Here is a 13446-nt window from a genome sequence, read left to right on the forward strand (position 1 = left end):
GGACCGTCGCATGCATTGTTGGCTTCTCTTTCATCGGGAACTCCGTCGCGACGTTCCGGAAGCAGCCGAAGTGTTCCGCTTCCAGCAGTCCGCCGCGCAAGCGGGCATCCGCCTCGATGTGCTCAATCCTCGTGATTTCGAGCTCATCGTCGATTCCACCGAAGGGTGGTCGGCGGTGTATCAAGGCCGCAAGCTCACCAAGCCCGACCTGATCATTCCTCGCACCGGCAGCGAGACCAGTTATTTCACGCTGGCCGTGCTGCGCCATTTCGAGCGCCAGGGCATCGCGATGGTCAACGGCCCGGCTGCGGTGGAAGCCGTTGCGGACAAGTTGCAAACTTTGCAAATCCTGTCCGGCGCGGGGCTGCCGATTCCCAAAACCATCCTGGGTAAATTTCCGGTCGACGTGGGCGTGATCGAGCGCGAGCTCGGCTTTCCGGTCGTCGTGAAAACTTTGCGTGGCACGCGGGGCAACGGCGTGTTGTTGTGCGTGAATCGCGAACAGTTCAACGACCTGGCCACTCTGCTCGATGGTGCGCAATCGAGCGCGGACTTCATCTTCCAGGAGTATGTAAAAGCAAGTCACGGTCGTGACGTGCGCGTACTGGTGATCAATGGGCGCGCCGTCGCCGCGATGGAACGACGCTCCACCGACGGCAGCTTCAAATCGAACATCTCATTGGGCGGCGTGGGTACGGCCTTCGAGCCGCCGCCGGCCATGGCAGAGCTCGCCGTGCGTGTCGCGAACACGCTGGGTCTCGATGTGGCCGGCGTCGACATTCTGCTCGACGCCGATGGCTATCGGATTTGCGAGGCCAACTCCTCGCCCGGCTTTCAAGGATTGGAGAAGGCCTGTCGCATCAGCGTGCCCGACGCGATCTTCAGCGCCATGCGCGATCGGCTCGGGTTGCCGACCAGTGTCCGTCGCCGCACATCCTGGCAACGACTGCTCGACTCGCTGCGTAATGCCGTGCGCCTCGACAGTCGTCCCACGCCTACAACGGTACGCGAGCCTACTTAGCCGCCGTGGCGTGCGCAGTCCCTCGGAGGTGCATCAGCGGCCAGACGCTGCTGTATTGATCCGACCACCCGGCGAATGACTCAGGTGCGGTTGCCTCGTACGTGTCCGAGCTTTGGAACTCGGGTCGCGCCAGCAGCTCCTGGTTCGATGTGACGATGACCCAGATGCTGGTGTCATAGGTGCCATCGTTGATACTGCGCACGACTCGGGCCGTTCGATTCACGTACTGCGCGGACCTTGCACACACCGGCACCAGATCGATGTATCGATTCGAGATGTGCACGGCGAGCACGCCCTCCGGCTTCAGGTGTTTGAAGTACAGCTCGAATGCTTCGCGCGTCAGCAGGTGCGTCGGGATGGCGTCGCTCGAGAATGCGTCGATGGCGAGCAGGTCAAACGCCTGCGGCGCCTGACGTTCGAGCGTCAAGCGCGCGTCGCCGAGCAGCACCTCCACGTCACCGGCCTTCTTTGCCGCGGGCAGAAACGTGAAGTGCGAGTCCGCGATCTCGAGCACCTGCGGATTGATTTCATACAGCCGCGCGTAGTCGCCTTTTCGCACGTAGCCCGACAGCACCCCTACTCCCAATCCGACCACGCCCATTCGCACCGGCCCTTCTGACTGCAACGCCGTCAATGCGAGCCCGACGCCGGAATGTTTCGAGAAATAGGAAGACGGCACCCGATGCAACTCTTCGTGCAGATATTGATAACCGTGGCTGATCGTGCCGTGAATCAAATATCGACGCGCCAGCTCGTAGGAGATGGGATCGTCCTGCACGCTCAACACGCCATAGAAGTTTCTCTGCACCAGCACGCTCAGCCTGCGATCCTGCAGCTCCGAACGCAGCAGTTCCCCCATCAACGTGAGGACGCCAAGGACCATTGCTACTCGTATCAGCAATAGCGTTCGTCGCGATCCGCGCCGATACCATTGCAGCATCACGTACAACTCGGCGATCAGCACCAGCAGCAGCGGGAACTCGATGTAGGTGTCGAATATATTCGGCGCGATCAATCCCACGAACCCACCGCCCAGCACGCCGCCGAGTGAAACCAACAAGTAGAAGCGCGTGAGATACGCTCCGGCGGGCCGCCGCATCACCAGCTCGCCGTGACAGGCCATGCAGATGACGAACAAGCTCGCCAGATACGCTGGCACGACGTATTGAATCGGCCAGTTTTCCAGGCGCTGTGTGTACAGATACGCCAGGCCGCCGAGCGATAGCGCCACCAGAGGAAAATACCAGGTCGGGTGATAGATGCGGTGATGACTGAAGGCCAGAATGAACGTGAGCAGATACAGCGCCAGCGGCACCACCCACAACAACGGAATTGGCGCCACGTTCGCGCTGAGATTCGCCGAGACGGTGACGAGCAGCCCGGAGGCGCAAGCGGATAGCAGCACCCACAGGACCATTCGCCCCATCGTCGGCGCGGGGGCACGGGCCTTGTCGACAGCGTCGCTGGCCACCGCTGCTTCGGAGAGCGGTTGTTTGCTGTTCAAGAACGCGATGCCGGTGCAGAGCACGCAGAACACGACGAACAGTGCGCTCCATCCCAGCGCCAGTGTGCGAGAGGTAAATGCCGGCTCCAGCACCAGCGGGAAACTGAGCAGCGCCAGCAGCGACCCCGCGTTGGACCACGCGAACAGCCAATACGGCGGCTCGCTCCCGGTCCGGCGCATGTACCAGACCTGTAGCAGCGGGCTGGTCGCACTCAGCATCAGCGATGGCAGACCGACCGTCACCGTCAACAGCAACAAGATCTGGAGCGCGGGATCGCCCGTCCCGTCGGGCCGCAACGCTTCCGAGGGCAGGATGGGCATCATCAGGCAGCTGACGATCAGCAGCGCGGCATGAATCAGACTTTGCCGACGTGGCCCGCGATTATTTGAAGCAGGACTGCTGAGCCAGTGTGCGTAGCTATATCCGCCCAGCACACACGCCTGGAAGAACACCAGCGCGGCGCTCCACACGGCGGAGCTGCCGCCGAACCAGGGCAGAATAATTTTCGCGATCAGCGGTTGAACCAGGAACAACAGACACGCGCCGACGATCACAGTAACGGCGTATAGAGGTGTCCAGCGTGCCCGTGTGTCGGGCATCAATTCTGCGGATGACTGGGCGCTCATAACTTCCGAGGATAACGCATATACTCCGCAGCATGACTCATCCTTCCCAACGAGACATTGCGAGACATCGTATGCATCCGACGTACCAGCATTCATCGCTGCTGAAGGCGGCCACTCTGTCGCTGTTGACCTTGTGTGCCGCCTGTTCGCGCGAAGCGACGCCGACGGCAGCGGACGCGAGTACCCCCGCAGCCTCTGCCTCGACCGCAGGCGCGGGCGCAGCGCTCGAAACACGTCCGCCGAATGGCGAGGACTTCAAGCCTGCCTTCGCCGGCCAGACTCGCGCTCCTGGCCTGAAGAGCGAATTTGCTCTGGACATCTCGGAAGTCGCGAAGGGCCTGAACGGCGCCTGGGCGTTCGAATTCTTGCCGGATCAGCGCATCCTGGTCACCGAGCGCCAGGGCAACCTGCGCATCGTCGGCAAGGACGGCAAGATCTCCGCGCCTTTGAAAGGACTGCCCAAGGTCTATTTCGAAGGCCAGGGCGGCCTGCTCGACGTGGCGCTCGACCCGCAGTTCGCGACCAATCGCACCATCTACTGGAGCTATGCCGAGCCGCGTGACGGCGGCAACGGCACCGCACTCGCCAAGGGCGTGCTGTCGGCCGACGACAGCAGCGTCGAGAACGTGCAAGTGATCTTCCGCCAGATGCCGACGTGGGACTCGAAGCTGCACTTCGGCTCGCGCATCGTGTTCGCGCCCGACGGCAAATTGTTCCTGGCGCTCGGCGAGCGCTCGTTGCCCGAAACACGCGTGCAGTCGCAGGATTTGAACGGCCACTTCGGCAAGGTCGTGCGCCTCAATCCCGATGGCAGCGTCCCCAGCGACAACCCCTTCGTCGGCCGCAGCGACGCCAAGCCGGAGATCTGGTCGTACGGCCATCGCAACATCCAGGCCGCCTCGCTGGATGCACAAGGCAAGCTGTGGACCATCGAACACGGCCCGCGCGGCGGCGATGAGTTGAACCAGCCGCAAGCGGGGCTGAACTATGGCTGGCCGGTCATCACCTACGGCATCGAGTATGCGGGCCCGAAGATCGGTGACGGCATCACCGCGAAGGAAGGCATGGAGCAGCCGGTGTACTACTGGGATCCGGTCATCGCGCCGTCCGGCATGATGTTCTACGACGGCAGCATGTTCCCCGAATGGCAAGGCAACCTCTTCGTCGGCGGCATGGCCAGCACCAAGCTCGTCCGCCTGCAACTGCAGGACGGCAAGGTCGTCGGCGAAGAGTGGCTGCTGCAAGATCGCGGCCGCCGCATCCGCGACGTGAAGCAAGGACCGGATGGCGCGGTTTACGTCGTCACGGAAGCCGCCGATGGCGAGCTGCTGAGGATTGCGCGAAAGAGCTGATCGGAAGTGAGATCGCGTGCCTCGACTGCGGGGCACGCGATCCCTTGGGTTAGATGTGAAGCCCGTCCGGGGCGAACGCCAAACACTCGATCGCGGCCAGGCCCCACTGCGCCGCTTCGTTGGTCGACACCCACACCGCCTCATCCACCGGATTCATCACCGCCGGTCCGCTGATTGGCTTTGTCTCAAAGCGTTGCTCCGGTTTGAACCCGGCCCGTCCTGCGTAAAACTCCTGCCACGCGCGCCGTGCCAGTGCCGGATCTCGCTTCACGCTCGCTGCATAAGCCGTCAGTCGCGAGTGCCCCTGCCCCAAGTTCAACTCGCCAAAGCTCTCGCCCAGCTCTGTCTTCTGCTGCTCTGAAGGCGCGTTGTACAGCGTGCAGTACTGTACCCAGGCGCGCTCGAACTCCGGAATCTTCAACAACTCGATCAATTCCGCACACACCTCGGGCAACCCGAAGGCGGCGCTCAGGTGAGAAACATTGAGCGCTTTGTCCTTGGCGATATCGAACGCGCCGCTGTTCAGATTCATGCGTCCGCCGCCCGTGAAGAACCCCTGCGGTTGGCGGCCGATCGATCGCATGCTCGCGACCAGACGATCGCGCATCTGGCGCGAGCCCGTTCTCTCCCACTCCGTCAGCCACGCGCCAGCAATCGAGCCCCAGTCAGTTCCGAACCCGAGTCGCGCATAGTCACCATCGGCGGTTTCGCGTTGTCGGTCCTGCGCCTCCGGTAGCTTCCGCTCGGGGACCACAGTGCGCAGCGTGCGCGCGGCCTCCAACTGCTCGCGCAACAGATCGCCGACACGCTCATCGGCCGTCAGGAAGTAATAGTAGCGACGATTCAAGGCCGTGCTGATGCGCAGTTGCTTGGCGCTGCAGCCCCAGTGCATCACATTGTGTCGCGAGCCGAGCGGCGCGAACTTGCCCAAGTGATGAACGTCCACCTCGCCCGTGTGTCGGGTCATCGCCTCTGCGAATCGATACACATCAGGGCGGCCGGTGCGCAGGAAGTACAACCAGAGCCAGATATCCGTCGACAACTCCGAGTTGTCCCAGGCGTACCCGCCGACGTCGTAGCGCCAGGTGTGGCGGTCCGAGTCGTAGGTGTGCATCACGTCGCCGAAATTCCAGAAGCCGTACCAGCTGTGTTGATCGCGCTGTTTCTCGTAGAAATCGAACAACCAGTCCAACTGCTCCTCGATGCGTGCTTGCTTCGCCGCCGCTCGATCAGGCAGCGAGAACGTGCGGCCGAAGACACCGGCCTGGTGCAGCGTTTGTGGCACGGCGACCATCACGGCCGGCGTGCGCACCGCTTCTGCAAGCCGCGCGAAACGCTCGCGAGCAGGCGTCGCTTCGAGCATCCACAACCGCATTTCGCTGGTGCGCGCAACGCCGACCGGTGTCCCGAAGCCGGGCTCATAATCTTCGTAAGTGATATTGAGACCTTCGAGCTGCTTCTCGTGCGTGTCCTGGCCCAGACCGTCGTGATAGAAGCGCAGATCCATCGGCGGCGCGTCCGGCGCCCACAGCCACATCGTGACCTGGGCTTGCTTGGTGCGTGCGTTTCGAATGTCCAACTGGGCGGGATGACTCTCCCAGAAGTTGCGAATGCCGAAGGCGACGCCGCCGCTGGGCCCGCCGATATATCCCAGTCCGGACGCACGACGACCGCGACTCGAATCGAGCCACGCATGCCGTGCAGCCGTGCGCTTGCGGACCTGGAACGAATCCGCCGTCGGTTGCACCAAGGTCCAGTCGCCGAAAGCGGGAATCAACTCGAGCCCTTCTGCCACTCTCGTTTCGATCGACGTTACTTCCCGGCCGGCGGTCTGCGCCTCGCGCGCATCGACACCGGGGTCGCGACGCAGACCGGTCAAGCCACGGACCGCTTCGCCGAACACACCATCGTCCTCGCCGACGAAGCGAACGTGTCGATTGTGAAGAGCATCGACCAGAGGCACATCGAATCGCAGGCCGATGCCTCGAATGAAATCCCGCCGTTCGACGCCGTCGTAGACGAACGTGTGAATCACGCGTACATCCTCGCCGCCGGCATAGAAATACAGCCGGAGTGTGAACGGCAGCCAGAGGCGCCCATTCAGCCGTCCATGCCGGCCGGTGATTTTGATCACCGCGCGTACTGGCCCCTGGTGTTCGATCTCTGCCGACTCGATCAGCGACTCGAACGTTTCCTGCCTAAAGGTGCCATCGGGCTCCTCCTCCGGCAACATGTTCTGGCGAATGGCGATCAAGCGACCGTTCTTGAGCAGCTCCTGGTCGCCGCGACGGATCGAATCGATGCAGAACCGTCCGGAACGCGGAACACCGCAAGTGATGACTCCCGTGTCGATCTCGATTGCGCCCGCGTCCTGCTTGACGGCGAGCGAAGTCGAAGGCGCCGGTCCCTTCTGACCCGGTTCGATCTGAAACGCCGTGCTTTTGGAAGTCACATTTGCCGCCACAGCATGAGCCGTCCATTTCAGCGAGCCGTCAGGCCAATAGGCGAGCGGCCAGCTCTGCAGCGGCACGCGATTGCCATCGCGGTCACGCAAGGAAAACTGAGTTCGCGGCGAATGTTTACTCCGCGGCCAGGGCATGCCCCAGGTCGCACCGGTCGCGACATCCGGCACGCGATCGTCGAGCCAATGACACCACGCACCCTTCGCGTATGTTTGCTCGGTGAGCACGCTCGTCGCAGCGGACGCCGTAACTTGTGAGTTCGAAGCGCCGCTGAACGCGGCTGGTGCAAGCGCGCTGCCGGCTATGAAGTGCCGTCGCGAAATTCCTTTCGTCATTCCATCCCCCGTTCCGACGAGTGCGCGATCTTGAGCTCGATCCGCGCTCAGTCGCGATTGAAATTGATCAATACCGGCGATCTTTTGCGGTGCAAAGACGATTTCTCTGACAAATGATTGCAAATTCGATCAAACTAGCGCAAATATTAGCAACGGCGATCGGATGTCGTGCCGGATTGTTGCCGGTGTCACGGCCGGGCTGCCGGATGCTCAAAGCACCGCTGAGCGCGCTCGCAGGCAGCACTCGGCGACCAGAAATGAACGTGATTGGGGGACTCCATGGCGAATATCTTGCGATATCGCGGCCAGCGCTCTGCAACGCGCGCGCCGTGGGCATTGGCCACTTCCGTGTTGGTGTTACATGGATGGTCGACAGCAGCAATCGGCGCCGAGCCGACCGAGCTTGAAGAAGTCGTCGTCACCGGCATCCGCGCAGGCTTGCGCTCCTCGCTCGAGGTCAAGCGCGAGGCGATCCAGGTGGTCGATGCGATCTCTGCCGAGGACATCGGCGACTTCCCGGACAAGAACCTCGGTGAAGCGCTCCAACGCATCACCGGTGTGCAGATCAGTCGACAGGATGGCGAAGGCCGTGGCGTCAGCATCCGCGGCGCCGAGCCTGGACTGAATCGCGTCGAGATCAATGGCGTCACTGCCCTCTCGCTCACTGTCGGCGGCGGACGCGATGTCGACTTTCGCGATCTGCCGGTCGAGTTCGTCACCCGCTTGGAAGTGTACAAGTCCTCAACGCCGGAGATGACCGAAGGCGGCGTCGGCGGCACGGTACGGGTGATCACGCGTCGTCCGCTGGACAGCACCGAGCCGTATCTCGCCGGCTCGACCCAGATGGTCTATAGCGATCTCGCGAAAGAGTACGACCCCAAGCTCGCGCTCATCGGCAGTCGTACGTTCCTGAATAATACGTTCGGCGTCCTCGGTGCAGTGACTTACGAAGAGCGACATCTCGACAGTCACAACGCCCGCACCACCGGCTGGCTGCGTCGGGCACCCACGGCCACGGGCTCCGGGTCCACGCCAGGCCGCGGCACCGATGTGAATGGCGATGGCACGCTCGACTGGATTCCGGAGATCCCGCGTTACGCGCTCGACCGTCGCGAGACCAAACGCCCCGCCTTCCTTGGCATCGTCGAATGGGCGCCGTCCGATGCGTTGAAAGTGTTTGCCGAAGGCACCTACGCCAAGGCCGAGGAACAGGTGAGCAGCATGTTGATGCAGCTCAGCGCCGCGAGCGGTCTGATCGATTACGCCAATAGTGTCGTCGGACCGGACAACACGGTGACGCACCTGGAAGTGATCCCGCATCCGCTGTTTCAAACCGATCTCGCCTATCGCAACATCGGCGGCTCGCTCGAGCGCGAGCAGTACACGACTGCGTTCGGTGGCGAGTGGAACGTGGGTTCGTTCAAGCTCGACGGCCGCGTGACCTACGCGTCGGCCGAAGTGCAGAACGACGAAAAGAACTCGGTGGCCACCATCTTCGGCGTGCCACGGGCGATCGTCGACTACAACAACAGCGAAGGCGCGCCGAACTTCACGTTCCCTGGCATCGACACCACGACGGCCGATGCGGTCAACAATCTCACGGCCGTGTTCAATCCCAGAACCAACTCTCAAGAAGAGACCAGCGCGCAGTTCAACGTGGAATATCTGCCGGACAGCAACTGGTTGACCTCGATCAAAACCGGCGTCGAAGTGCGCGAGCTGACCATGGACAGCATCCTGTTCCAGCGCACGATTCAGCTGACCAGCCGGACAGGCATCCGCAGCAGCGGCTCGACCATCAGCGTCGACGTTCCGCAGTCGGTGATCCAGGACATCATCAACTCCAATTCGGGCGTCAACGACGTGCGCTTCTTCGAGACTGGCGGTCTCGGCTTCGGCGGGATCCGATATTGGAATGACAATGGCGACCCCACGTACGACGCGACCATCGCCGCGAGCGGCCTGGGCAACATCGATCCATACGCATTCAATCCCAACGCCGAAACCAACAACAGCTTCCAGAATTACCTGGATACCTGGGAGGTCGAGGAAAAAACCAACGCGGCGTATGTGCAAGGCTCGTTCAAGTTCGACGGCCTCGCCATTCCCATCAGCGGCACGCTGGGTGTGCGCTATGTCGACACGGACACGCTGTCCTTGGGATACAACCGCATCAAACATGGCCCCGGTAATGTGGAATTCCCGCGCGCCTCGCGTGAAGGTGGCTACAAGAAATGGCTGCCCTCGTTAAATCTTCGCTTCGACCTGCGAGATGACCTTGTCGGGCGCATGACGGCAGGCAAGGTGCTCGCGCGGCCCAACCCGAGCCAGCTGGCATTCCGCCGCTCGCTGGACAGCGTCGGTCTTACCGGTTCGCGCGGCAATCCAGCGCTCAAACCGTATGAGGCGCTCCAGTACGACCTCGGTCTCGAGTGGTACTTCACGCAAGACGGCTTCCTCTCCGCGACCGCGTTCCGCAAGGAGATTTCAGAGTTCGTCATCAACACGTCGCGCCAGGAGGAGAGCGACGACGGCACCGGCACTCTTTATACCGTAGCCTTCCCGGTCAACGGCGGCGAGGATGTCACGATCAACGGCATCGAGGCCGGCGCTCAATACGCATTCGATTTCCTGCCGCAACCCTTCAACGGCTTCGGTGCGCTCGCCAACGTGACCTATCAGAAGGACGAAGGCTTCAAGGGTAAGAGCCTCATCACGAATGAAATCCTGCCGTTCCCCGGCCTGTCGCGACTCAGTTACAACTACTCCCTGTACTTCGAGAACGAACGCTTCGGCGCTCGCGCGTCGTACAACTGGCGCGAGAAGTGGCTGGTCAGCGCGTCGGGCCGTGGTGCACTCCCCGAGTTCAACGAAGACTTCGGTTCGCTGGACGCCTCCGTGAGCTACAACATCCTGCCGCAGTTCACGGTGTTCCTGGAGGCGATCAACCTGCTCGGCGACCAGCGCATCGAGCACAACACTGCGCTACGACGGATCGCGAACGAGACTTACGGATCGCGCTACTTTCTCGGAGTGCGGGCGCGATTGTGAGTGCGGTTCGAGGCGGCGCGCAGTGTGACAGCCCCCTTTCATGGCTGCGCGCCGTCTCGCAACCGATCTGAAGGCATCAAGGAAAAGCAAGAGACATGACCATTCGTTTGTTGGCCCTGTTGCTGTTGTCCGTCGTTTCTTTTTCCGCCGCCCGAGCGGAGTCGTTCAAAGCCAGTGTGACGGTGCAAACCGACCAGCCCGGCAGCGTGATCGATCCAGGAATCTACGGCCAGTTTGCCGAGCATCTGGGCCGCGGCGTCTACGAAGGCGTCTGGGTGGGCGAGAGCTCGCCGATTCCCAACACTCGCGGCTTGCGCAACGATGTGCTCGCTGCGCTGAAGGAGCTGGGAGTGCCGGTGTTGCGCTGGCCCGGCGGCTGCTTCGCCGATGAATATCACTGGCGCGACGGCATCGGTCCTCGCGACCGTCGACCGACGCGCATCAACACGACCTGGGGCGGAGTCGTCGATGACAACTCGTTCGGCACGCACGAGTTCATGGACTTCGCCGAAATGATCGGCGCCGAGGTCTATGTGAATGGCAACGTCGGCACCGGCTCCGTGCAGGAAATGGCCGAGTGGGTCGAATACATGACCGCCGACAACAATTCGACGCTGGCACAGCTGCGTCGTTCGAACGGTCGCGACAAGCCCTGGCGCTTGCACTACTTCGCGGTCGGCAATGAGACCTGGGGCTGCGGCGGCAACATGCGGCCCGAGTTCTACGCAGATTTGTATCGACAATACGCGACCTTCATCAAAACTCCGCGTGACAACAAGCCGCAGCGCATCGCCAGTGGCGCGAACGGCAGCAACACCGGATGGACCGAAGTGTTGATGCGCGAGGCTGGCAAGCACATGGATGCGATCAGCGTGCACTACTACACCTTGCCGCGCGGCGAATGGAAGGACAAAGGGGCTGCGACCCGTTTTCCCGAGTCCGAATGGATGTCGACCTTCAAACGCACGCTGCGCATGGACGAAATCCTGACCAACCACAGTCAGATCATGGATCGCTACGACCCGGAGCGACGCGTCGCGCTCCTGGTCGACGAATGGGGCACCTGGTACGACGTCGAGCCGGGCACCAACGAGGGCTTCCTGTATCAGCAGAACAGCCTGCGCGATGCGCTGGTCGCGGCGGTCAACTTCAACATTTTCCATCGTCACGCGGCGCGCGTGCGCATGACGAACATCGCGCAGATGGTGAACGTGCTGCAGGCCATGATCCTCACCGACGGACCGAAGATGCTGAAGACGCCGACCTATCACGCCTTCGCCCTGTACAAGCCATTCCGAGGTGCCACTCATGTTCCGGTGGAGATATCGACGGCCGAGTACAAGCTTGACGCTGAGAGTGTTCCGGCCGTGCATGGCACAGCCGCGCGAGATCAAGCCGGTGCCCTGCATATCGCGCTCACGAATCTGGACCCTCATCGGGCCGCCACGGTCGAGCTGCGCCTGCCGGGCCAGGCGAGCAAGGCGCTACAAGGGCAGATCTTGACCGCTGCCAGCACTGATGCGATCAATACCTTCGACGCACCCGATGCCGTGCGCCCCGCTCCGTTCAAGGTTCCTCCGGCGCGCGGCGATCGGCTGCAGATCGAGCTGCCCGCCAAAGCGCTGCTCGTATTGAGTCAGAGGTAACTCATGGGCAAATCCAATACCATCGCCTTCCGCATGCAGCTGAAGCCCGGCAGAGTCGACGAATACCGGCGGCGCCACGATGAGTTGTGGCCAGAACTGGCTGAAACACTGCGCGAGGCGGGGATCTACGACTACTCGATCTTCCTCGACCCGAAAACGCTGCAGCTGTTCGCGGTGCTGAAGTTGCGCCCGGGACATCGCCGTGAAGAGCTGCCCGACCATCCCGTGATGAAGCGCTGGTGGCTGTACATGGCGGAGCTGATGGAGACCGAGCCCGATCTGCGACCGCGCGAGTGGCCGCTCGTGCCCATGTTTCATTTGGATTGAAGGTAACGTTTCATGCCCGTTCAGCTTCGTGATTACGACACGTCACGCCTGCATCGCACCGTCCAGCTGCTGATTTCCAATCTGGTTGACCTGAAAGACTCCTCCGGCGAATTCCTGTTGCGGCTCGAGGACGGCCGCGTCATCGACACCAAGGGCTGGAACGACTGGGAGTGGACGCACGGCATCGGGCTGTACGGCATTCAGCAGTATTTCCAGCTCACCGGCGATCCACGCTGCCTGCAAGTCATCAAGGATTGGTTCCGCGATCGCTTCGCCGCCGGCACACCGACCAAGAACGTCAACACCATGGCGCCGTTCCTGACGCTGGCAAACCTCTACGAGCAGTACCGCGATCCGACCTATGTGCCCTATCTGGACACCTGGGCCGAGTGGGTCATGCACGACATGCCGCGCACCGAAGAGGACGGCCTGCAACACATCGTCTTCAATTCCGAGAATCCACAGCAGCTGTGGGACGACACCCTGATGATGTGCGTGCTGCCGCTGGCGCGCATCGGCCAGGTGTTGGGACGGCCGCAATATCTGGAAGAAGCGCGTCGGCAGTTCCTGATCCACATCAAGTATCTTCACGACCGCCGCACCGGGTTGTGGTTCCACGGCTGGACGTTCGATGGGCGCCACAATTTCGCCGAGGCGCTGTGGGCACGCGGCAATTGCTGGGTCACCATCGCGATTCCCGAATTCATCGAGATGTTGAACCTGCAGCCTGGCGACGCGCTGCGCGAGTTCCTGATCGACACCTTAAAAGCGCAAGTCCGCACGCTGCAGAAACATCAGGACGCGAGCGGGCTGTGGCACACGCTGATCGACGATCCTTCGTCGTACCTGGAAGCCTCCGCTACAGCCGGCTTCGCTTACGGCATTCTCAAGGCCGTCCGCCGGCGCTACCTGCCGGAGAAATATCTGGACACTGCCCTGCGCGCCGTCGCGGGCGTGCTCGAGAACATCAGCGATACCGGCGAGCTGCGCAATGTTTCTTTTGGCACCGCCATGGGCTCGGACCTGGACTTCTATCGCAAGATCCCGCTGACGCCCATGCCCTATGGCCAGGCCATGGCCATGCTGTGCCTGGGTGAATACCTGCGCACGCGTATCTGATC

At 62.0% G+C, this 13446-nt stretch carries 8 protein-coding genes; 6 read left to right on the plus strand and 2 right to left on the minus strand.

Translation table 11 applies throughout. The annotated features are described in order from the left end of the window. Window positions 1-10 precede the first annotated feature (10 nt). Window positions 11-1021: an ATP-grasp domain-containing protein gene (locus EK373_RS29465; protein ID WP_129648647.1), complete on the plus strand. Its 1011-nt coding sequence runs from the start codon at window positions 11-13 to the stop codon at window positions 1019-1021. Here the strand turns inward: EK373_RS29465 and EK373_RS29470 are convergent. Continuing rightward, window positions 1014-3125, minus strand: coding sequence for a spermidine synthase (locus EK373_RS29470; protein WP_129648649.1), 2112 nt, complete (start codon window positions 3123-3125; stop codon window positions 1014-1016). The two genes, EK373_RS29465 and EK373_RS29470, sit on opposite strands and share 8 nt — an antisense overlap. 98 nt (window positions 3126-3223) lie before the next feature. Here EK373_RS29470 and EK373_RS29475 point away from each other — a divergent pair, with 98 nt between their 5' ends. After that, the gene (locus EK373_RS29475) at window positions 3224-4504 is read left to right on the plus strand and encodes a PQQ-dependent sugar dehydrogenase (protein ID WP_129648651.1); all 1281 of its coding nucleotides are present in this window, start codon (window positions 3224-3226) and stop codon (window positions 4502-4504) included. Between the two features lie 49 nt (window positions 4505-4553). Here the strand turns inward: EK373_RS29475 and EK373_RS29480 are convergent, their stop codons facing one another. After that, complete coding sequence (locus EK373_RS29480; protein ID WP_129648653.1) at window positions 4554-7301, minus strand: exo-rhamnogalacturonan lyase family protein; 2748 nt, start codon at window positions 7299-7301, stop codon at window positions 4554-4556. 279 nt (window positions 7302-7580) lie between these two features. On the opposite strand from EK373_RS29480, the gene EK373_RS29485 reads away from it, so the two are divergent. From EK373_RS29485 to bglB, 4 genes are all read left to right on the plus strand, one after another. Continuing rightward, complete coding sequence (locus EK373_RS29485; RefSeq protein WP_129648655.1) at window positions 7581-10352, plus strand: TonB-dependent receptor; 2772 nt, start codon at window positions 7581-7583, stop codon at window positions 10350-10352. A 95-nt stretch (window positions 10353-10447) separates the two neighbouring features. Then, on the plus strand, window positions 10448-11998 hold the full coding sequence (locus EK373_RS29490; protein ID WP_129648657.1) for an alpha-N-arabinofuranosidase: 1551 nt from the start codon (window positions 10448-10450) through the stop codon (window positions 11996-11998). Window positions 11999-12001: 3 nt separating this feature from the next. Next, window positions 12002-12325: an L-rhamnose mutarotase gene (locus EK373_RS29495; RefSeq protein WP_198683746.1), complete on the plus strand. Its 324-nt coding sequence runs from the start codon at window positions 12002-12004 to the stop codon at window positions 12323-12325. A gap of 12 nt (window positions 12326-12337) precedes the next feature. Then, the gene (gene bglB, locus EK373_RS29500; RefSeq protein ID WP_129648659.1) at window positions 12338-13444 is read left to right on the plus strand and encodes a beta-galactosidase BglB; all 1107 of its coding nucleotides are present in this window, start codon (window positions 12338-12340) and stop codon (window positions 13442-13444) included. The last annotated feature ends 2 nt before the right edge of the window (window positions 13445-13446 follow it).

Source organism: Peristeroidobacter agariperforans (assembly GCF_004138335.1).
GTDB classification, from domain to species: Bacteria; Pseudomonadota; Gammaproteobacteria; order Steroidobacterales; family Steroidobacteraceae; genus Steroidobacter; species Steroidobacter agariperforans.

Coding starts and splice junctions, on each gene's coding strand:
- EK373_RS29465 (WP_129648647.1), top strand. CDS start 11: ATGCATTGTTGGCTTCTCTTTCATCGGGAACTCCGTCGCGACGTTCCG.
- EK373_RS29470 (WP_129648649.1), bottom strand. CDS start 3,125: ATGCCCGACACACGGGCACGCTGGACACCTCTATACGCCGTTACTGTG.
- EK373_RS29475 (WP_129648651.1), top strand. CDS start 3,224: ATGCATCCGACGTACCAGCATTCATCGCTGCTGAAGGCGGCCACTCTG.
- EK373_RS29480 (WP_129648653.1), bottom strand. CDS start 7,301: ATGACGAAAGGAATTTCGCGACGGCACTTCATAGCCGGCAGCGCGCTT.
- EK373_RS29485 (WP_129648655.1), top strand. CDS start 7,581: ATGGCGAATATCTTGCGATATCGCGGCCAGCGCTCTGCAACGCGCGCG.
- EK373_RS29490 (WP_129648657.1), top strand. CDS start 10,448: ATGACCATTCGTTTGTTGGCCCTGTTGCTGTTGTCCGTCGTTTCTTTT.
- EK373_RS29495 (WP_198683746.1), top strand. CDS start 12,002: ATGGGCAAATCCAATACCATCGCCTTCCGCATGCAGCTGAAGCCCGGC.
- bglB (WP_129648659.1), top strand. CDS start 12,338: ATGCCCGTTCAGCTTCGTGATTACGACACGTCACGCCTGCATCGCACC.